Below are 17,910 nucleotides of genomic sequence, written 5' to 3' on the forward strand. Positions count from 1 at the left end.
TGAGGCATTGAGGGAACAAGCTTGATCATTGGAAGAGCACAGCACGGCAGAAGCTTGAGCCTTCCATTACCTCGCCGCCGGCCGCTCACGCGGAACACCCCGGGCCCGGTCGCGCCGAGGGTGGCGAAATGCTCTCCTGGAAGGAGCCGCAGGAGAACACGCCGATGCGTCACAGCCGGAGTTCCGCTCTCACAGCCGGCCGGTCGGTCGCCCCGACCGGAACGGGTGGGGGGTTGCTGCCCACGCGGGATCTCGCGGCCGCCTGGTCGCTCGTGGTGCTGATCGCGGTGCCCGCCTGGGTGCTCACGATCGGCCAGGCCCGGGACATGGGGGTCGAGCCCGGCACGATGGGGATGGCGCTGCCGCTGTTCCTGCTGCTCTGGGTGACGATGATGGCGGCCATGATGCTGCCGTCCATGGCACCGGTGGCCATCACCTGGGTCCGGGGCATCGGCCGGCAGTCCTCCGGCTGGGCCCGGACCGCCCGTACCGTCGAGTTCGTCGCCGGATACCTGCTGGTGTGGACGGCGTTCGGGCTGCTCGCCTACGTGGCGCTGGCCTTCACCGGCAGCCTGGTGGACGACCACCCCGCGGCCGGCCGCTGGATCGGTTCGATCGCCTTCCTGCTCGCGGGCCTGTACCAGCTGGGCCCCCTGAAGACCGTCTGCCTGCGGCACTGCCGCGACCCCTTGGGCCATCTGGTGCGCTACTCCGGCTTCCGGGGGCCGACCCGCGACCTGCGGGTGGGCCTCCACCACGGCGCCTACTGCGTCGGCTGCTGCGTCGGGCTGATGGTCGTCCTCGTTCCGCTGGGCGTGATGAACGTGGCGGCGATGGCGGGGCTGGCCGTGGTGGTCTTCGTGGAGAAGCTGTGGTCCCGGGGCCCTCTGCTCGCCCGCGCCGTGGGCGTCGTATTCCTCGTCCTGGCCGTGCTCGCCCCCTTCCAGGACTGGCTGCTTCCCGGGCTGCGGGACTCGATGCCGTCGATGGACGACATGTGATCCCTTGCCGGTGAACGGGTTCCCCACCGGGGAAGACGGGTGCAAGCTGGAAGGGAGGCCGTCTCCCGTTCCCGGACCGGGCTCGGCACCCGCGGTCTCGCCACTCCGAGTGAGCCTCCCGGGGCTCGGCAGGAGGAAAGCGAGATGACAGAACAGGCCACCACCGCGACGCGCTGGCATCTGACCGGCGACTGGTTCGATGTGTGCAACTGCGCCATCCCCTGTCCGTGCACGTTCGCGCAGCCTCCGACCTACGGAGAGTGCGAAGGCGTCCTGGTCTGGCACGTCCGGGAGGGCGGCTACGGCGACATCCGTCTCGACGGCCTCAACGTCCTGATGCTCGGCAGCTTCACGGGCAACGTCTGGGCCGCCGAGCACAGCGACCCCTACGCCGCGGTCTTCCTCGACGAACGCGCCGATGATCAGCAGCGCGGTGCTCTCGGGGCCGTCTTCGGCGGCGAGGCGGGCGGCTGGCCCGCGCGGTTCGGGCAGATGCTCCACCCCGAGATACGGGGCATGGACGTGGCACCCATCCGCGTCGAGATAGACGATGACCTCGCCACCTGGCGGGCCGAGATCCCCGGCCGTGTCACGGCGGCCGCCGAGGCGCTCACCGGCCCGACCAGCGCGGACGGCGCGCGGGTCCAGGTCCACAACGCCCCGGGTGCCGAAGTCGGACCCGGCCAGGTCGCCACCTGGGGCCGGGCCACCGTCGACCGCGCGGACGCGTTCGGCTTCTCCTGGGACCGCTCGGGCAAGTCGAGCAAGCACTTCCCCTTCGACTGGAGCGGCCCCGACTGACCCACCCGGCTGCACGGAGCGCAGCGCTGCCGCGTCAGGACCTCAGAAGACGCCCTTTGTACGCCTGCCATCCCGTGGCGATCTTCGTGCGGGAGCCGAACGACCCGTTTCCGTTGCGGAACTTCACGCGAGCGGAGAGCTTGCCGGTGCTCGTGCCCTTGTAGAGACACACGGCCCCCGTCGACGAGTTGCGGGCGATCAGGCCCGGGCGGCCGTCGCCGGACATGTCGCCCGGCGAGGTCACGGCGAGGACCGCCGGCGGAAAGGCGTGACGGAACGGCGGCGGCCGATCAGGCGCACGTCGACGGTGCTGTGAAAACGTCCAGCCCCCCGAGCTGCCCCCACGCACAGCGGCACGAAAGTATCAGCAGCCCCAGGCGCATCAGGAGTAGTGCAGTTCGACGGTGATGTGCGGGGACAGTGCGCGGAGGAAGTCGGGCGCGTCGAAGACTTCGCCGGCCGAGGCGACACCGAGTGTGCGGGTCCGGCCGGTGAAGATGCGGTGGACCGCCTCCACCGCGAGGGGTGCGGTGACCACGTAGATGTCCCGGCCGCGTGCCACGGCGCGCCGTTCGGTGTGCCCGGAACGTATGACGGCTTCGACGAGGAACGTCTGGTCGGACCGCCCGTTGTCGTCGGCCGCGGTCGGCGCCGGGGTGTCCGGGGCCGAGAGGTCCCTGGCCGCTTCGCTCGCCATGTGGGTGCGTACCTCGGGGATGGAGAGGTGGCTGGGAAGGGTGACCACGTCGGCCATCGTGAACTCCGCGACGACCTCCCTGGTGCCCATCGGGTCGGGGAAGGGCCACTTCAGGAGCGTCGGCGCGTCGTCGTGGTACTCCAGCCGCCCCTGCGTGTAGCGGACCCGCCGGCCGCCTCGACGCTCGCCGGAGACCGCACCCGCGGTGCGCGTCCCGGGCGTGGGGTGCCAACTGCTCAGTCCGTACGCGATGGTCGCCTCGTCTGCCGCCGTCCAGTCCCCCATCGCGGCGGTGGCCAGCAGGTCGCCGAGGCCGCCGTAGAAGGCCATCGCGGGGACGACCGCCACTCCCGCCGCGCGGGCGCGGTCCGCGAAGTGCGTGAACGTGTCGAGGTTCGCCTCGATCTCGGCCGCAACGTCGACGTACGGGATCCCGGCGCGCAGTGCCGCCTCGATCACCGGGGCGGCGGTCACCGCGAAGGGCCCGGCGCAGTTGATCACGGCGTCGGCGCCGTCCAGGGCGCGGTCGAGTGAGGCAGGGTCGTCGACCGACGCCGGCCGGACCTCGAGTCCCGGTTCGGATGCCGCCAGCGCCCGCAGCTTGCCGGCGTCGCGGCCGGAGAGGAGCGGGACGAACCCGCGCTTCCGCAGCTGTGCCACCACGAAGCGTCCGGTGTGTCCGTACGCGCCGAACACCGTCACCGTCCGGCCCGTTCCCGGTCCCAGTGCCAGTCCCATGGGTTCTCCCCCGTGCTCGAAATGATCTGCTGATCTGCTTGATCTGCCACGACCATCGTGTCGGGGACGGTCACTTCCGCGTGAGTGTCCGGAACGACGTGCCCCGTACACTTTCGGACATGGGTACCGTCGTCGCGCTGGCCGTCACCAAGGGGATGCTGCCCTTCGAACTGTCCATGGCGTACGAGGTGTTCGGCGCCGCTCCGGTCGGTGTGACGGTGCCCTGGTACGACGTGGAGCTCTGCGGGTCGGACGCCGTGGCGCTCGGCCGGTTCCGGCTGGAGCCCGACCAGGGGCTCGACCGGCTCCGGCATGCCGACACCGTGATCGTCCCCGGCTGGGCGGACACCGACGAGGAGCCGCCCGCCGAGCTCGTCGGCGCGGTGCGTGCGGCCCACGAGGCGGGTGCGCGCGTGGCCTCCCTGTGCACGGGCGCCTTCGTGCTGGCCGCCGCCGGTCTGCTGGACGGCAGGCGGGCGACCACGCACTGGGTGCACACGGACGCCCTGGCCGCGCGCTACCCGCGGGTGGAGGTCGATCCGGACGTGCTCTACGTGGACAACGGCAGCGTGCTCACCTCCGCCGGCAAGGCCGCCGCGCTGGACCTGTGCCTGCACCTCGTCCGTCTCGACCACGGTTCGTCCGTCGCCAACGCCGTCGCCCGCCGCCTGGTGGTGCCGCCGCATCGGGCGGGCGGCCAGGCGCAGTTCGTGGCCGCTCCGGTGCCCGCCCGGGACGACCATCCGCTCGCCGCGCTGTTCCCCTGGGCGATCGAACGCCTCGACCGCCCTCTCACCGTGGAGGACCTGGCCCGCCAGGCCGGGATGAGCTCGCGCCATCTGGGCCGCCGGTTCAGGGCGGTGACCGGCACCACTCCGCTGCAATGGCTGCTGACCCAACGGATCCGCCGCGCACAGGAGTTGCTGGAGACCACCGACGACGTCGTCGACGCCATCGCGGCGGCCACCGGCATGGGCACCGCCACGACACTGCGCCGGCACTTCAACCGCACGGTCGGCGTGCCGCCGGACACCTACCGGCGAACCTTCCGGTCACGGCCTTCGGGCGGGCGGCCGGGGGCTAGCTGAGACGGGTGGGGCGATGGATGCCCGCGCGCTTCGCCTTCTCGACGCGCTCCGGGCCGGCCGTGTTGCGGTCCTCCTCCCTCTCCCTCCAGTCCCTTGGCTGGAGCAGGAGGAGTTCGCCGCCGCCCGGCACGATCATCGCGCCGCCGAAGGGCTCGTCCCCCGCGAACCAGACGCCGTCGACGATGCCGACAGGCCACCGACGTCGCCCCAGGACGTCCTTCGCACGCAGGGTGAAGGGGGTGCCCTTCTGGTCTCCCAGGCGGAAGTAGAGCGTGTGGGTCGACTCCATGCCGATCTTCTCGACCGGGGTGCGGAATTCGAGGGGGTAGGTCCGGAAGATCTTCGAGCACTTGTGGGTCGAACTCAGGCGGCCGTAGAGAAGGACCAGCGTGAAGACCGTGCCGAGCATTCCGACAATGGCCACCGGAAGCAGATATCCGATCTTGGTGAAGAAGATCTGGACCCACAGCAGCAGGAACACAGGGAAGTACTTGAGGAACTTCTTCAGCGCGTTGCGGTAGTGATAGCGCACCGCGCCCTGGAAGTCCGACCCGTCCGTCGCGTACGGCGCCGGCGGGGTGTCCGACTCCAGACCGTCCTTCCACCGTTCTGGCACCGTCATCCGAACGGGCTCCTTTCGACTGTCCCTGGGCCCACGTCCGAGGACGGACCGGACCCGTTGTCCACCTCGCCCGGCGCGGCCGGGTCGTCGAACGTCACCGTACGGGCGACGCCGAGCAGCACACCGCGGTAGTCGTCGGCCAGCTCCAGCGCCGGGGTGACCAGCTGCACGGTGACGATCGAGGAGGTCCGGGCGACCGGAATGGCGACCGTGCCCTGCCAGACGGTCCCCTCAGCGGGCTCGTCCTGTCCCTCGGGCGGAGCGGTCGGCGCGAGTGTGGTCCGTTCCGTCTCCAGCAGGTACCCGGTGCCCGCGGGCAGCTCCACGGGCACGATGCCGTTGTCCGGGCCGGTGCCCAGCATCTGGAGCAGCACGGCGGCTGGATTCGCCCCCGAGGCCGCGACGGTCGAGACCGTCAGGACGGACAGCGAGGCCCCGCCCTGTTCGTCCGGGTGCATGCCGAGCGCGCACCCCATGACGTCCTGGCTCCGCAGCATCGTCAGGACGATGGCGTACAGCCGGAACACCTGGTCCGCCCGGTCGCGAAGGTCGTCGGGAAGTGCGCTGAGCTGCCGGGCCACCTCCTGGATGCCCTCGGGCGACGGCTGGAGGTCCACCTGGGCATACCCGTAGGGAAGCCCGTACCAGAACTCCGGTTTCGGCTTCTCTCTCTGGTCGAGCAACGCGTTCACAGGCGGACCCCACTCATCAGTTCGCCGAAGTCCTTGATGAGCTCGGCCGTTCCGCCCTTCAAGCCGGTGGAGGCGGCCGCGCCCTTCGTGAACTCGGAGGCGTCGTGTCCGGGGCCGTTCTTCGGGAACACACCCAGGCTCTCCATGGACGACGCCATGTTCGCCGCCACATTGACGCCGTTGATGGCGTACTGGAGCGCTCCCGTCTGGGGTGACGTCGCCACGTCGAGAGCCTTGTAGCTGAAGGCGGGCACGATCTCCTTGCCGAACGCACCCAGCCTCGAACCCAGCGACAGGGCCTCGCCGCCCTCACGGGCGACCGCCACCGCGAGACCCGCCTCACTGCCGGCCCTGGCGAGGGCACCGACGCCGGGCACCATGCCGAGGGTGTCTCCCGCCACGGAGGCCCAGGCGAACACGCCTTCCTTCAGGCCGTACTCGCCCATCAACGAGTCCCTGAAGTCCTCACTGGACAGGTTCTTGGCCATGGAGACCGCGCTCGCCGCGACCGCGATACCGAGGAAGACCGGCGCCAACGGGGTGGGGAGCAGGGCCAGCAGACCCGCGATGGCGCCGATGGTTCCGGCGTGCTCCACGAGGAACTCGCCGACCGCCTTCAGGCCCTCACCGATGGCGCTGAGGGCCTTGTCGAACCACCCAGGCTCCTTGGGGGCGAGCTTGTCGTCGGCCTCGTCGAGGCTGCGGGCGACGGTCTCGGCCGCGTCGGTGTGGGTGCCCTCGAGTTCCTTGGCCTTCGCGATGACGTCGTTGTAGGCGGTGTTGGCGTTGTTGAGGTGAGTGGTGGCCTCGTTCAGTTCGCGCTCGGCGGTACGCAGGCGCTCCGTCGCGGCGTCCGCCTCCGCCTGGCTGGGGTATTCCTTGCCGGCGAGCTTGAGGTCCGGGTTCCCCGCGGCCTGGTCGTAGCGGGCCCGGGCCTTGTCGGCGTCGGCCTTGTTCTCGCGCGCGGCATCGTCGTACTTCTTGGCCAGTTCGCGGTGGGAGGTCAGGTCGCCTTCCCATGTACCGAGCGCCGCGGCGGCTTTGTCGAGTGAATGCCCGGCGTTCATCATGGCGGTCTTGAGGTCGCCGTCCAGCGTGTCCCGGAACGCGCTCGCGGCGTCTCCGTGCCAGCTGGAGCTCGCTCCGAGCAGATACTCGATCTGACGGTGGCAGTTGTTGAGCGTGTCGGCCGCGGACTTCACCTTGCGGTAGAGGGAAGTGACCTGCTCGGGTACTCCGGGTACCGGATTCCAGCCGAGGCTCGGGAACGGGTTGTCAGCCACCGGTCACTTACCCCCGGTGTTCGCGGCGTTGGTCTCTTCCATCTTCTTGAGGGCCTTCGAGAGGTTCTCCTCGAACTGCCGGTAGCTCAGCGCGGTCTTCTCCACGCCTTCGTCCACGGCTTTGATCATGTCCTTCAGCTGGCCGGTTCCGTACTTCCATCTGTTCTGGAAGGTCTCGCACGCCTCGTCCAGCCGCGGAGTTCCGATCTGTTCGGCACTGACAGCGGAGAGCGCCGAGCGCGCTTCCTCCAGGTCGGTGACGGACTGTTTCAGCACCCGGCCAAAAGAGTTCAATTGACCCAGATCGACCTTGAATTCATCCGCCATGAGGCGGCCCCCTGTCTTCGACTGCGAGCGAGGCGACACGGACGCACGGGGAATGGAACGGGACAGCTGTTCCCACCGGGCTGCCGGCGCGGCACCAGACTAAAGTATGGGCAAAGACGCGTTGTCGCCGTTCCCGCTGCGAATCGGCAACTCCCGCACGATGAAGCCGAGTCGAGCGGAAACCGGCTCGCTTTCCGCCCACCGTCTCCTTGATCTCCACAGGTTCGCCAACTCCGGCACTCGTGTTGTGCGGCCACCCTTGAGGCGTTCTCTGTGTGCTCCGGCAATGGAGCTCTGACAGGTCGGCCGCGGTCACGCCGCTTTTCGGGCTTCTGGTGGGTAAGTTTCCCTACGGCCCCTACAGCCCCCTACGGCCCCCGGCGCCCCGGAATACCAGGGTCCGGTCAGCGTGGCTCCTCGCCCTGCGCCACCTCCACCTCGTGATGGAAGGTGATCACGCCGGTCGTCGCGGCACAGGCCGAGAACGCCGTGCAGACGGCGAGCAGCAGGGCGACCCCCGAGGCCGCGCGGGGCCGCTGCGCGCGAGGCGCGAGGAGGGCCGCGACGCGATGCGGCACGGGGCCGGTGGCCGCGGCGGCGGCGAAGTCCGGGCGGGTGGAGCGCGAGGCGTGGGTGGCGAGGGCGGCGCGGGCGATCGCCCTCGCGGTCAGGCGGCGGTCGCCGACGGCGGTCGCGGCGGCCTCGTCGGCCGCGCGTTCCGCCGCGAGTCGCACGATGTCACGGAGGTGGCGCAGGCCGGGGTGGCAGTGCGCCGCCAGTTCCGCGGCGAGCAGGAAGCGGTGGTGACTGCCCGCGTTGTGGGCGCGCTCGTGGGCGAAGAGGGCTTCGCGCTCGGCGGGGCCGAGGCTGCGGAGCATCGCGGTGGTGACGACGATGCGGTGCGGCCGGCCGGGCAGGGCGTACGCGTCCGGGTGAGGCGAGTCGACGACGCACAGGTCGCCCGCGGTGGGGCTGCGGTCCGCCTGTCCGCGGGCGGTGCGGAAGGCGTGGTACTGGCGCACGGCCGAGCGCAGCAGGGCCCAAGCGGTCACGGTGAGAAAGCCGGTGGCCGCCGCGGCCACGGGCAGGACGAGGGTGTCCGGCGGTGTGGGCAGGGGGCGGACGAGCTCGCCGAACGCGGCGAAGAGCGGCAGTTTGAGCAGGCCCGTCAGCACCAGCGCACCGAGCGCGGACACGGAGGCGCAGGCCAGCACGAGCGCGTTGAGGGTCAGCGTCCACAGCGCGGCGACCGGGCCGAGGCGGTCGACCGCCCGACCGGCCGGCGGACGCACGGCGAAGGGCAGGAACAGCGGGACGAGCAGCAGGGCCAGCTGCGGAGCGGTCATTGCTCACCCGATTCCAGGAGTTCGCGCAGGATCCGCTCGTCGTCGGTGCTGAGCCGGGCGACGAAACGGGCCAGGACCGTCTCGCGGTCGGTGTCCCGGTCGAGTTCGCTGTGCATGCGGCGGGCGGTGAGGCCGGGGGCGTCCTCGACGGGGAAGTACGCATAGCCGCGTCCCTGCCGCTCGCGGCCGACGACGCCCTTGTCGTGCAGGCGGGTCAGGATCGTCGTCACGGTGGTGCGGGCCAGGTCCATGGCGAGGCCGACCTGCACCTGCCCCGGCGTGCGGGGCACGCCCGCGGCCCACAGGGCGGCCATCACGGTGGCTTCGAGCTCACCGGCCGGCCGTCGTTCGTCCTTCGCGTCGGTCATGGGAACGATCCTCACCCCGCCGTCGTCTACAGTGCAGTAGACCGTCTACAGAATTGTAGTCACTCGGGCGCCGTGTCCTGCACGCGTGTCCCGCACGCACGTGCTCCCGTCCGTCCAGTCAAACAGAAGGGGTTCTAGGGATGCTGCTCGCCTTCGACGGGGCCGCGATCGACGGTTCCGCCTACACCGACGTGGTGGACCTGGCCCACCGCTCCCCCGCCTGGCTGGACGAGCTCGTGTCGGCCTGGTCGACGTACGGGCTCGCGCTGTTCGCCGTCCTCATGGTCGTGGGCTGGTGGCGGGCGCGGCACGTCGGCTCCCGTGCGGCGGTGATCGCGCTGACCGCGCCGGTGACCGTCGTCGTGGCGTACGCGGTCGACGACGCGCTGAAGCTGGTGGTGCGGGAGGACCGCCCCTGTCAGAGCCTGCGGGTGGCGACGCTGGAGGCGTGTCCGGCGCCGGGCGACTGGTCCTTCCCCAGCAACCACGCGGCGACAGCCGCCGCGGCCGCCGTCGCCCTGCTCTTCGTCTCCCGCCGGCTCGGCGCGGTCGCCTCATCGGCCGCCGTCGCGATGGCCGCCTCCCGGGTCTGGGTCGGTTCCCACTACCCGCACGACGTCGTGGCCGGTCTCGCGGTCGGGGCGCTCGTCGCTCTGCTGCTCACCGCGGCCGTACGATCCCGACCGGACACGCTCGTACGACGGCTCAGCGCGACGTGGCTACGGCCACTGCTGGTGGACCCGTGAACCGCCGGGACGTCGCCGACCTGGCCGGGTCCGTCGGGGCGGGTGCCCTGACGGCGTTCGCCGTGCTGGCCGCCGCCGTGGCCGGTGGCGACGGCGGCACGCTGTTCACCGACGAGGACCTGCACACCTGGTCGTCGGGCCACCGCCCGGCCGTCGCGCTGGCACTGGCCCGCGGGCTCACCGCCACCGGTACCGGCGCGGTCCCGTACGTGCTGGCCGTGCTGGCGGGCGTCATCGCCGCGCGGACCGTACGCGGCCGCGTGGTCGCCGCCGCCCTGTGCGCCGGCTGCCTGGGGACCGGACAAGCCGTCCGGTACGGCGTGATGGACCTGGTCGCCCGGCCCCGGCCACCCCGCCCGGACTGGGCGGCGCATGCGTCGGCGTGGGCGTTCCCCTCCGGGCACGCCACCACCGCGACCCTCGCCGCCGGGCTGCTCGTGATCGCCCTGTGCGTGCGCGCACCCCGCGGCAGAACCCTGCTGGTCCTCGCCGCCTGCTGCTGGGGGACATCGGTCGGGCTCACCCGCGTCTACCTCGGGGTGCACTGGTTCACCGACGTCATCGGCGGCTGGCTGTTCGGCATCGGCTGGCTGGGGCTGTGGCTCGCGGCGACGGCGAGATGGCTGCCAGGGGAGGCCATCGGCGGCACGGCGGACACGGCAGACCCGTCAGGCACGGCAGACCCACCATGAGGCTCGCGGCCCTCACTCGTGCGGGCGGGCGACGTAGCCGTCGCCGGGCTTACCTGCGCGTCCTGGTCGTAGGCACAGGCTCGGGGCCGTCGGCGCGCAGGGGGGCACGACCGGGCTTCTGGGGGTCGGCGACCACGGCGCCCTTCTTCTTGTGGTGGCGGGGCACGACGTCCTGGGGGAACGTCAGCTGCTGGTTCATCCACTTCAGGGCGGGGGGCATCTCCTGCACCCAGGTCGGGAAGTTGTGGCTGCCGTGCTCGGGCAGGATCGACACGACCCGCATGGGTGCCCTGACGGCCTTGATGAAGGCCTGCGTCTGCGGGTAGCCGCGCTCACCGTGCTTGCTCTCGGCCACCAGGACGGAGACGTCGGGGACCGGCAGGTGCTTGAGCCGCCACATCAGGTCGTGGCCGTTGATCCGCTCGATGCGGCTCGGGCCGTTGCCGAAGAGGTTGCCGGTCGTCGGGTCGTCCTTGACCTTGTAGTCGGGCGACAGGGCGGCGGCCGTCGTGAACACGTGCGGATTGCGCATCGTCAGCTGGAGGGCGCAGCTGCCGCCGGAGGAGTAGCCCATGGTTCCCCAGGCACTGGCGTCATGGCCGACCCGGTAGGCGGACTTCAGGGCTTCGGGAAGGTCCTTGGCGAGGAAGGTCTCGGTCTGCGGGCCGCCCGGGACGTCCACGCACTCGGTGTCGCGCGGCGGGGCGATCGTGGGCCGGATCATCACCATGATGGTCGGCTGCATCTGGCCGCTCTTCTGCAGTGCCCCGGCCGTCTGTGACACCCGCAGGTACTGGGCGAGGTTGAAGATGCTGCCCGGGTAACCACTCAGCGCGACGATCACCGGGAAGCGCTGCCGCTGGTACGCCTTCTGGAAGTACTGCGGCGGCAGGTAGACGAAGGCCGGGTCGATCACACCCGTGCGGCGGCCGATGACCTTCACCGACTCCACGCGCCCGTTCACCGCGGCGGGGCCGGTGGGCAGTCCGCTGACCCGGCTCAGCTGCTCGTCGGTGGCGGGCCGGACCAGCGACCCCTTCACGGCGACGCCGTTCACCGAGCCGGTGCCGCCGTAGCCCCCCGCCTGCGTGACGCCGACGGGGGCCGTCTCCACGTGGCCGAAGAGTTCGCCCCACGAGCCGAAGAACTGGTACGACGAGTTCAGCCAGCAAGCGAACGCCGCGATGATCACCACCTGGGTCGTCCCGAGGGCCACCAGGCGTCCGAGCACCGGCAGCAGGCCCTGCCGGGCGAACCGTGGCCACCACCAGACCAGCAGTGCCACGGACACGGCGGCGAGTGCCGCCATCACATACACGGTCGTCTCGCTGGTCAGACCCATACCGGTTGATCCCCGATTTCCCTACCTGTGCGGTTTCCTTCATACAGAAGGAGGGCTGAGGGATCCTCCGCGTTCCCCAATTAGTGCAAAAGGGGTGCGCTTCTTAGTGCAAAAGGGGTACGGGGCGTCGCGACCGGCACCACGGGCAGCGGCCCGCAGGGGGGTGCGCGAAGGACTACGAGTACGACACCGGCCGCGTCGTCGTGGACCTCCTGGACGGACAGGACCAGCGGGCCGTCGAGGTCCCCGCCGCCCTCGTCGCCGGGCACGGCCCCTTCACCTGGGGCAGCACCGCCCGCACGTCCCCGCGGAGGCGGCGCGCTCCCCACAGTGACCGGCCCGGCCCCGCGGCCCCGGCCTACCGGTCGAAGTAGCTGAGGTCACCCACGGTCCATGCGCTGACGTCCTTGATCGCGACCCGGTACATGCCCCCCGTCTCCGGGATGCCGAGGCTCCCCTGCAGGATCCGGGCGAGATGGAAGTGCAGATGTGTGGGCGCCTCGTCGCGGTCGGGCCGGTCCCCTCGCGGGTCGCGGGCGAAGACGTCGGAGAACGGGCCGAGGCGGTCCGAGTCCTTCAGGACCTCCGCCACACGCTCCCGCCACACGGCCTCGGGAGCCAGCCGGCCGGTGATGACGGCCCCGCCGACGACCACGGTCAACGACATCTGATTGCTTCGTTCGGACTCCACCGCGGCGGAGAGCGCGACGAGCAGCTCGTCAGGGTTCGACATGAGAGCAGATCCTATTCAGTCCCGGAACCGTCCCGCGGTCCGGGCGGCGGATTCGGGGCAGAAGGAGGGCTCCTACCGACCCGCCGCACAGGGGCAAGGGTTTCTCCTCTGCCATAGGAGTGAAATCTACTCTTGCCAGAGTAGACATCCTCTTCCGGCATGGTTACGCTTCATCACGTAGAAACGGTCGAACGAGACCCGGCAGACACGAACTGTCGGGGAGCAGTACACGAAGTTCGCAGGTCAGTGCGGCTCTAGAGCCTCGAAGCCAAGGTGTTCCCAGACGGTGACGAGACTGAGAGCCGCACTGGGCGGCTCGCACGTCGAGGAGCTGCCACACAGCAGTACCGCCCGGCCGGACGCCCTTGGCCGGGTACCGCACGACCCCGGAATGGATGGTGGTCCCCGGTCAGGCAGTTGCGATCCCCCCGCACCCCGCTCTGCCGGGCCGGGTAGCGGAAACAGAAGGTCGGCACCGCAGTCAGGGCCGACAGATGGTGTTCGCTTTCCCTCGGGGCCCCGATGCCGTACGGCGTCGGGGCCCCTCGACGCGTTGCACTACGAGGTCACATGACACCGGACAAGCCTCTGCGCGATCGCCTGGACGACGACGACTACCCCGCGTACACGATGGGCCGGGCAGCAGAGATGCTCGGCACAACCCCCGGCTTCCTGCGAGCCATCGGCGAAGCCCGACTCATCACACCCCTGCGCTCGGAAGGCGGACACCGCCGCTACTCCCGCTACCAACTACGCATCGCCGCCCGCGCCCGCGAACTCGTCGACCGCGGCACCCCCATCGAAGCCGCCTGCCGCATCGTCATCCTCGAAGACCAACTCGAAGAAGCACAACGCATCAACGCCGAATACCGCCGCGCCGCCAACGCCGGCACACCCGGCCCCGGCCCCCACTGACCAACCGGACTCCGCCGTCCTCAGGCCACCCCGAGAAACCGCAGAACGGCGAGCACCCGGCGGTGGTCGGCATCGGCCTTCGGCAGGTCGAGTTTGGCGAGGATGCTGTTGATGTGCTTGGCCACCGCGCTCTCGCTGACGACGAGCTGCGCGGCTGTCCCGGCGTTGGACCGACCGCCCGCCATCAGCTCCAGGACCTCGCGTTCAGCGCGGGGTGAGCCGGTCCAGCGGGTCGCTGTGTCGGCGCACCAGCAGCTGGGAGACCACCTGTGGATCCAGTGCGGTGCCACCCTCGGCCACCCGGCGCAACGCGTCGGCGAACTCCTCTACGTCCGCGCCCCGTTGCTTGAGCAGGTAGCCGATCCCGGAGGTGTGGGCGGACAGCAGATCGGCCGCGTACCGCTCCTCCACGTACTGGGAGAGCAGCAGTACCGCCGTCCCGGGCCACTGCTGCCTGATGACCAGCGCGGCCCGCACCCCCTAGGTGGTACGTGAGCTGCCGGCGGACCGCCGGGAGGATGGCCGCCGTCGCTTCCGGGACGAACAGGAGCCACGGCAGAGCCAGGACGAACAGGACGCCGAGCTGGATCAGGACTCCCGTGGCGAGGAACGCGACCGTTCGTCCGGCTCCCCGGAACGGCCACAGGATCACGCGCCGGGGTAGGTGCCGAGGTCAGGGGCGGTCCATGGCACTGGCCCCCGTCCTGGGGGTGCAAGTGGTGCCACCCCGGAACGGACACCTGCGTTACTGACGGTGACCGTCGTGCCGGTGAGGCTGGAGGCCATGAAGGAGAGCCGGGAACGCGAGGAGTCCGATGCGATGAGCACGCTGATCGACCGTCAGCCGCGGGGTGCCGAGCGCGTGTCGGCGGTGCCGCCGGGGCGCCGACGGCACCGGACGGAACACGTCCTGGTCGGCTGCGGGCTGGTCCTGCTGCCCTGGCTCTTCGTGCCGACGGCCGCTCTGCCCGCGACGGCCGTCGCCGCGAACTGGCGCACCGTCTGGATCGGCCTGGACTCCTCGGAGGCCGTGGGCCTGATCGCGACGGGACTGCTGGCCCGGCGCCGCCACCACCTGCACCCCCTCACCGCCGTCGCCACGGCCACACTGCTGGTGGTCGACGCCTGGTTCGACACGCTGATGGCGGCACCGGGTGCGGACCGGGTCTCGGCGGTGGCGATGGCACTCGGCGCGGAGCTGCCGCCGGCGGTGATGTGCGTCGTCCTGGCGGCGAGGGGGCACGCCCGCGCGGCGGGCTGACCGCCGACTCGGGGAACCAGGCGTGTTGAGCGGGTGAAGCCTGTGCCCGTGATCGTGTCGCGGGGCATGCATGAAGCTCCCCGCCGTATCCGGACGAGTCGGCGGACACGACGCGCTGGAGGCGAGTGATGAACCAGAAAGCTGCCCACCCCGACCCCACGACCCACCGGGTCCCTGTCCTCATCGTCGGCGGTTCCCTCGTCGGCCTGTCGACCTCGGTGTTCCTGGGCCGGCTGGGCGTACCGCACACGCTGGTCGAGCGGCACGCCGGGACCTCCATCCACCCCCGCGGCCGCGGCAACAACGTCCGCACGATGGAGCTGTTCCGTACGGCCGGTGTCGAGCCGATGATCCGTCAGGCCGCCGCAACCCTGGCCGACAACCACGGCATCCTGCAGACCCCCACCCTGGTCGGCGACGCGGGCGAGTGGCTGTTCCGGGAGATCGACGCGGGCGGCGGACTGGCCCGCTTCAGTCCCAGCTCATGGTGCCTGTGCAGCCAGAACGACCTGGAGCCGGTGCTGCTCGACCACGCCACACGGCTCGGCGGCGATCTGCGGTACGCCACCGAACTGCTGTCCTTCGACAGCGGGCCCTCCGGCGTCACCGCGATCCTCAAGAGCCGGGAGACCGGCGAGCACACCACCGTCCTCGCCGACTACCTGGTCGCCGCCGACGGCCCCCGCAGCCCCGTCCGCGAGCAGCTCGGTATCGGCCAGAGCGGTCCGGGTGACCTGTTCAGCAACGTCAGCATCACCTTCCGCTCCCGCCGCCTCGCCGCGGTCGTGGGCGAGCGCCGCTTCATCGTCTGCTATCTGACCGACCCGGCGGCCGACGGCGCCCTGCTGCCCGTGGACAACCGTGAGAACTGGGTCTTCCACGCCCCCTGGCACCCCGAACGCGGCGAAACGCTGGAGGAGTTCACCGACGAGCGGTGCGTCGCCCACATCCGCCGCGCGGTCGGCGTCCCCGATCTCGACGTGGAGATCACCGGCCGGGCCCCCTGGCACGCCGCCCAGCGCGTCGCCCGCAGCTACCGGTCAGGGCGCGTCTTCCTGGCCGGCGACTCGGCCCACGAGATGTCCCCCACCGGGGCGTTCGGCTCCAACACCGGTATCCAGGACGCGCACAACCTCGCCTGGAAGCTCGCCGCGGTCCTCGGCGGCTGGGCCGGGGACGGGCTCCTCGACTCGTACGACGCCGAGCGCCGCCCGGTGGCGGAGGCGACCAGCGCCCGCGCCGCGGCCCGCTCGGCCGAGCACAGCCACCCCGGCTACGCCCCGGCCCCCGGCACCGGCGGCGGCCCGCAGCGCGGCATCCTCAACGTGGCCCTCGGCTACCGCTATCCGCAGGGCGCCGTGGTGGGCGCCGACCCCGCGACCCCCGTCGTCCCGGACCGCCTCGACCTGTCCGGTGAACCCGGCAGCAGGGCACCCCACATGGCGGTACGGCACCAGGGCGAGCGGATCTCCACGCTGGACCTCTACGAACGCTCGCTCGTCCTGCTCAGCGGCGCCGACGCGCCGAGCGGCTGGCACGAGGCCGCCGTCCGCCTCGCCGCGCGGACGTCCGCCCCGCTGACGTCGTACCGGCTGGGCGAGGGACCGGACGCCGAGCTGACGCCCGAGGGCGAGACGGACTGGTCGGCCGTGCACGGTACGACGCCCGAAGGGGCCGTACTCGTGCGGCCCGACGGGTTCGTGGCCTGGCGGTCGGAGGGGCCGGTCCCGGACGCCGAATCGGTGCTGCGTCAGGTCCTGGACACCCTCCTTGGATCGGTCTGACGTCCCCCGGATGCGGGCGGGTTCACCCGGCTGACCGCCTTGAGTGGTGGCGAACGCCAAGCTGACTGACGGTGGATCACGTCGGGGGCGGGTCACCTCAGCTGACGAAGCACCAGCTGCCCTGCCACCGGCGGAAGGAACGTCACATGCGCTCTGCTCGCATCCTCCTGACCACGGCGGCGGCCTCGGCCGTCCTCGTTCTCGGCGCTCCCGGCGCGCACGCGGCCGGGAACGACTGGGACTCGTCGGACTCGTCGGACTCGTCCTACAGCAAGGAGCACACCAACCCCAAGTACGACCCGGAGACCTACAAGGACAAGGACAAGGACAGCGAGCAGGGACGGGAGTCCGGCGGCGGCAAGCACGACGGCGGCTGGAGCGGCAGCCACGAGAAGCCCAGCGGTGGAATGCACACCGGGGGCGGCGGGTTGGCCTCCTCCCCGGCGGTGACGACGGGCGGGCTCGCCATGCTGATGGTCGCCGGCACCGGACTGTACGCGGCACGCCGTAAGAGGGTCGCCGGAAGCCTGGCCTGACGCATGCCGGATGCGATAGCCGCCGTGGCCGCCCCGCGCGTGGCGCGTGGCGGCCCGGCCGGCCCGGCCCGAGCCCCGTCCGTCCGCTTTGCTGCCGTGCCCTGGTGAGGTGGTGCCCGATGGCAGTTGGTCCTCCGTCCCCCGCAGACAGTCCCGGCCCCGACGATCCCGCCCCGGGCGGCGAGGGGGGATCCCACACCAAGGTGATGCTGGGCGCCGCGGCGGTCCTGGTGCTGGCGGTGAGCCTGTTCGGCGGAAACGGGGGATCCTCGCCCGAGGCCTCCCGGCCGCCGCTGGCCGTACCCGCCTCCGTGCCGGTCGCGTCGGCCCGACCGCCCGGACAGGCGGCCGGACAGCCGGCGGGCAGGCAACTCCCGCGCTCGCGACCGGTACGTCTGCTCATTCCGAAGATCTCGGTCGACGCGCCCTTCACGGATCTCGCCATCGGCCCCACGGGCCGTCTCGAACCTCCTCCCGCCCACGACACCAACCTCGTCGGCTGGCACGCCAAGGGCGTGTCCCCCGGGGAACCGGGCACCGCGATCATCGCCGGGCACGTGGACACCGCCACCTCGGCGGCCGTGTTCGTGAACCTCGGCGAACTGGAGGAGGGGGACGTCTTCCACGTCGACCGGGCCGACGGGCGCAGAGCGTCCTTCGTGGTCGACAGCGTGGAGACCTTCGAGAAGGACGACTTCCCCAGCCGGCGGGTGTACGACGACACGGCCCGGCCCGAGGTCCGGCTCATCACCTGTGCGGGTGACTACGACCACACGGCCAAGGACTACAAGGACAACCTCGTGGTCTTCGCCCACCTGCTCTGAACCCGCTCGCCCCGCCGCCGGACCGCCGGTCACCCCCACGGTGCATCCGAGTCGCGCGCTTCCCGGGGCGGGCTGACGATCGAGGAACGCCGACGTCACGCCCCGTGGCCGACG

20 protein-coding genes and 2 pseudogenes are annotated in these 17,910 nt (G+C 71.2%); 11 read left to right on the top strand and 11 right to left on the bottom strand.

All coding sequences use genetic code 11. The features are described 5' to 3' along the window. The first annotated feature begins 128 nt into the window (after nt 1–128). Together H293_RS0118180 and H293_RS0118185 are read left to right on the top strand one after the other, a co-directional pair. Nucleotides 129–1,001, top strand: a complete 873-nt coding sequence (locus tag H293_RS0118180; protein ID WP_020119292.1) for a DUF2182 domain-containing protein — start codon at nt 129–131, stop codon at nt 999–1,001. Between the two features lie 144 nt (nt 1,002–1,145). Next, nucleotides 1,146–1,802 (top strand): DUF1326 domain-containing protein, encoded by a 657-nt coding sequence (locus tag H293_RS0118185; protein WP_020119293.1) that lies wholly within the window; start codon nt 1,146–1,148, stop codon nt 1,800–1,802. Nucleotides 1,803–1,836: 34 nt separating this feature from the next. Here the strand turns inward: H293_RS0118185 and H293_RS0118190 are convergent, their stop codons facing one another. After that, a complete protein-coding gene (locus H293_RS0118190) occupies nt 1,837–2,046 on the bottom strand; it encodes a hypothetical protein (protein WP_020119294.1) in 210 nt (69 codons plus the stop codon). Nucleotides 2,047–2,184: 138 nt separating this feature from the next. Further along, nucleotides 2,185–3,237: a saccharopine dehydrogenase family protein gene (locus H293_RS0118195; RefSeq protein WP_020119295.1), complete on the bottom strand. Its 1,053-nt coding sequence runs from the start codon at nt 3,235–3,237 to the stop codon at nt 2,185–2,187. Between the two features lie 119 nt (nt 3,238–3,356). Between H293_RS0118195 and H293_RS0118200 the strand changes: the two genes are divergently transcribed. Then, nucleotides 3,357–4,325, top strand: a complete 969-nt coding sequence (locus tag H293_RS0118200) for a helix-turn-helix domain-containing protein (protein ID WP_020119296.1) — start codon at nt 3,357–3,359, stop codon at nt 4,323–4,325. On the opposite strand, the gene H293_RS0118205 is transcribed toward H293_RS0118200, so the two are convergent. The 6 genes from H293_RS0118205 to H293_RS0118230 form a co-directional block, all read right to left on the bottom strand. Further along, on the bottom strand, nt 4,318–4,947 hold the full coding sequence (locus H293_RS0118205; RefSeq protein ID WP_020119297.1) for a hypothetical protein: 630 nt from the start codon (nt 4,945–4,947) through the stop codon (nt 4,318–4,320). The two genes, H293_RS0118200 and H293_RS0118205, sit on opposite strands and share 8 nt — an antisense overlap. Next, on the bottom strand, nt 4,944–5,639 hold the full coding sequence (locus tag H293_RS0118210; protein WP_020119298.1) for a hypothetical protein: 696 nt from the start codon (nt 5,637–5,639) through the stop codon (nt 4,944–4,946). Before H293_RS0118210 ends, H293_RS0118205 begins: the two co-directional genes overlap by 4 nt. Further along, entirely contained in the window at nt 5,636–6,922 is a 1,287-nt protein-coding gene (locus H293_RS0118215; protein ID WP_020119299.1) for a putative T7SS-secreted protein, read from the bottom strand. The genes H293_RS0118210 and H293_RS0118215 overlap by 4 nt, the downstream gene beginning before the upstream one ends. Nucleotides 6,923–6,925: 3 nt before the next feature. Continuing rightward, nucleotides 6,926–7,249, bottom strand: coding sequence for a hypothetical protein (locus H293_RS0118220; RefSeq protein ID WP_028807955.1), 324 nt, complete (start codon nt 7,247–7,249; stop codon nt 6,926–6,928). A 404-nt stretch (nt 7,250–7,653) separates the two neighbouring features. Beyond that, a complete protein-coding gene (locus H293_RS0118225) occupies nt 7,654–8,595 on the bottom strand; it encodes a M48 family metalloprotease (protein WP_020119301.1) in 942 nt (313 codons plus the stop codon). After that, a complete protein-coding gene (locus H293_RS0118230) occupies nt 8,592–8,963 on the bottom strand; it encodes a BlaI/MecI/CopY family transcriptional regulator (protein ID WP_020119302.1) in 372 nt (123 codons plus the stop codon). Before H293_RS0118230 ends, H293_RS0118225 begins: the two co-directional genes overlap by 4 nt. A gap of 140 nt (nt 8,964–9,103) precedes the next feature. Here H293_RS0118230 and H293_RS0118235 point away from each other — a divergent pair, with 140 nt between their 5' ends. Beyond that, nucleotides 9,104–9,709, top strand: coding sequence for a phosphatase PAP2 family protein (locus H293_RS0118235; RefSeq protein ID WP_020119303.1), 606 nt, complete (start codon nt 9,104–9,106; stop codon nt 9,707–9,709). Further along, a complete protein-coding gene (locus tag H293_RS0118240) occupies nt 9,706–10,401 on the top strand; it encodes a phosphatase PAP2 family protein (RefSeq protein ID WP_020119304.1) in 696 nt (231 codons plus the stop codon). The genes H293_RS0118235 and H293_RS0118240 overlap by 4 nt, the downstream gene beginning before the upstream one ends. A gap of 49 nt (nt 10,402–10,450) precedes the next feature. Here H293_RS0118240 and H293_RS0118245 read toward each other — a convergent pair whose 3' ends face one another. Then, on the bottom strand, nt 10,451–11,743 hold the full coding sequence (locus H293_RS0118245; RefSeq protein WP_020119305.1) for an alpha/beta hydrolase: 1,293 nt from the start codon (nt 11,741–11,743) through the stop codon (nt 10,451–10,453). Nucleotides 11,744–11,904: 161 nt separating this feature from the next. Here H293_RS0118245 and araD point away from each other — a divergent pair. Then, nucleotides 11,905–12,048, top strand: a pseudogene (araD, locus tag H293_RS60180) (L-ribulose-5-phosphate 4-epimerase); the annotation flags it as partial. A gap of 53 nt (nt 12,049–12,101) precedes the next feature. Here araD and H293_RS0118255 read toward each other — a convergent pair. Next, a complete protein-coding gene (locus H293_RS0118255) occupies nt 12,102–12,476 on the bottom strand; it encodes a hypothetical protein (RefSeq protein ID WP_020119307.1) in 375 nt (124 codons plus the stop codon). 570 nt (nt 12,477–13,046) lie between these two features. Here H293_RS0118255 and H293_RS0118260 point away from each other — a divergent pair. Continuing rightward, nucleotides 13,047–13,391 (top strand): helix-turn-helix domain-containing protein, encoded by a 345-nt coding sequence (locus H293_RS0118260; RefSeq protein ID WP_020119308.1) that lies wholly within the window; start codon nt 13,047–13,049, stop codon nt 13,389–13,391. Nucleotides 13,392–13,411: 20 nt separating this feature from the next. On the opposite strand, the pseudogene H293_RS52750 reads toward H293_RS0118260, so the two are convergent. Continuing rightward, nucleotides 13,412–13,871, bottom strand: a pseudogene (locus tag H293_RS52750) (LuxR C-terminal-related transcriptional regulator); the annotation flags it as partial. 274 nt (nt 13,872–14,145) lie between these two features. Here H293_RS52750 and H293_RS60185 point away from each other — a divergent pair. The 4 genes from H293_RS60185 (at nt 14,146) to H293_RS0118290 (ending at nt 17,796) form a co-directional block, all read left to right on the top strand. After that, nucleotides 14,146–14,652 (top strand): hypothetical protein, encoded by a 507-nt coding sequence (locus tag H293_RS60185; RefSeq protein ID WP_020119310.1) that lies wholly within the window; start codon nt 14,146–14,148, stop codon nt 14,650–14,652. Nucleotides 14,653–14,780: 128 nt separating this feature from the next. Further along, nucleotides 14,781–16,436, top strand: a complete 1,656-nt coding sequence (locus H293_RS0118280) for an FAD-dependent oxidoreductase (RefSeq protein ID WP_020119311.1) — start codon at nt 14,781–14,783, stop codon at nt 16,434–16,436. A 146-nt stretch (nt 16,437–16,582) separates the two neighbouring features. Further along, on the top strand, nt 16,583–16,972 hold the full coding sequence (locus H293_RS0118285; RefSeq protein WP_020119312.1) for a hypothetical protein: 390 nt from the start codon (nt 16,583–16,585) through the stop codon (nt 16,970–16,972). Between the two features lie 119 nt (nt 16,973–17,091). Further along, nucleotides 17,092–17,796: a class F sortase gene (locus H293_RS0118290; RefSeq protein WP_028807956.1), complete on the top strand. Its 705-nt coding sequence runs from the start codon at nt 17,092–17,094 to the stop codon at nt 17,794–17,796. The last annotated feature ends 114 nt before the right edge of the window (nt 17,797–17,910 follow it).

It is taken from the genome of Streptomyces canus 299MFChir4.1 (assembly GCF_000383615.1).
GTDB classification, from domain to species: domain Bacteria; phylum Actinomycetota; class Actinomycetes; order Streptomycetales; family Streptomycetaceae; genus Streptomyces; species Streptomyces canus_C.

Excerpts from the sequence above, each read along its gene's own strand:
- H293_RS0118225 (WP_020119301.1), bottom strand. The coding sequence starts at position 8,595 with ATGACCGCTCCGCAGCTGGCCCTGCTGCTCGTCCCGCTGTTCCTGCCC.
- H293_RS0118195 (WP_020119295.1), bottom strand. The coding sequence starts at position 3,237 with ATGGGACTGGCACTGGGACCGGGAACGGGCCGGACGGTGACGGTGTTC.
- H293_RS0118285 (WP_020119312.1), top strand. The coding sequence starts at position 16,583 with ATGCGCTCTGCTCGCATCCTCCTGACCACGGCGGCGGCCTCGGCCGTC.
- H293_RS0118200 (WP_020119296.1), top strand. The coding sequence starts at position 3,357 with ATGGGTACCGTCGTCGCGCTGGCCGTCACCAAGGGGATGCTGCCCTTC.
- H293_RS0118260 (WP_020119308.1), top strand. The coding sequence starts at position 13,047 with ATGACACCGGACAAGCCTCTGCGCGATCGCCTGGACGACGACGACTAC.
- H293_RS0118280 (WP_020119311.1), top strand. The coding sequence starts at position 14,781 with ATGAACCAGAAAGCTGCCCACCCCGACCCCACGACCCACCGGGTCCCT.
- H293_RS0118230 (WP_020119302.1), bottom strand. The coding sequence starts at position 8,963 with ATGACCGACGCGAAGGACGAACGACGGCCGGCCGGTGAGCTCGAAGCC.
- H293_RS0118185 (WP_020119293.1), top strand. The coding sequence starts at position 1,146 with ATGACAGAACAGGCCACCACCGCGACGCGCTGGCATCTGACCGGCGAC.
- H293_RS0118180 (WP_020119292.1), top strand. The coding sequence starts at position 129 with ATGCTCTCCTGGAAGGAGCCGCAGGAGAACACGCCGATGCGTCACAGC.
- H293_RS0118245 (WP_020119305.1), bottom strand. The coding sequence starts at position 11,743 with ATGGGTCTGACCAGCGAGACGACCGTGTATGTGATGGCGGCACTCGCC.
- H293_RS0118235 (WP_020119303.1), top strand. The coding sequence starts at position 9,104 with ATGCTGCTCGCCTTCGACGGGGCCGCGATCGACGGTTCCGCCTACACC.
- H293_RS0118205 (WP_020119297.1), bottom strand. The coding sequence starts at position 4,947 with ATGACGGTGCCAGAACGGTGGAAGGACGGTCTGGAGTCGGACACCCCG.
- H293_RS0118255 (WP_020119307.1), bottom strand. The coding sequence starts at position 12,476 with ATGTCGAACCCTGACGAGCTGCTCGTCGCGCTCTCCGCCGCGGTGGAG.
- H293_RS0118290 (WP_028807956.1), top strand. The coding sequence starts at position 17,092 with ATGGCAGTTGGTCCTCCGTCCCCCGCAGACAGTCCCGGCCCCGACGAT.
- H293_RS0118220 (WP_028807955.1), bottom strand. The coding sequence starts at position 7,249 with ATGGCGGATGAATTCAAGGTCGATCTGGGTCAATTGAACTCTTTTGGC.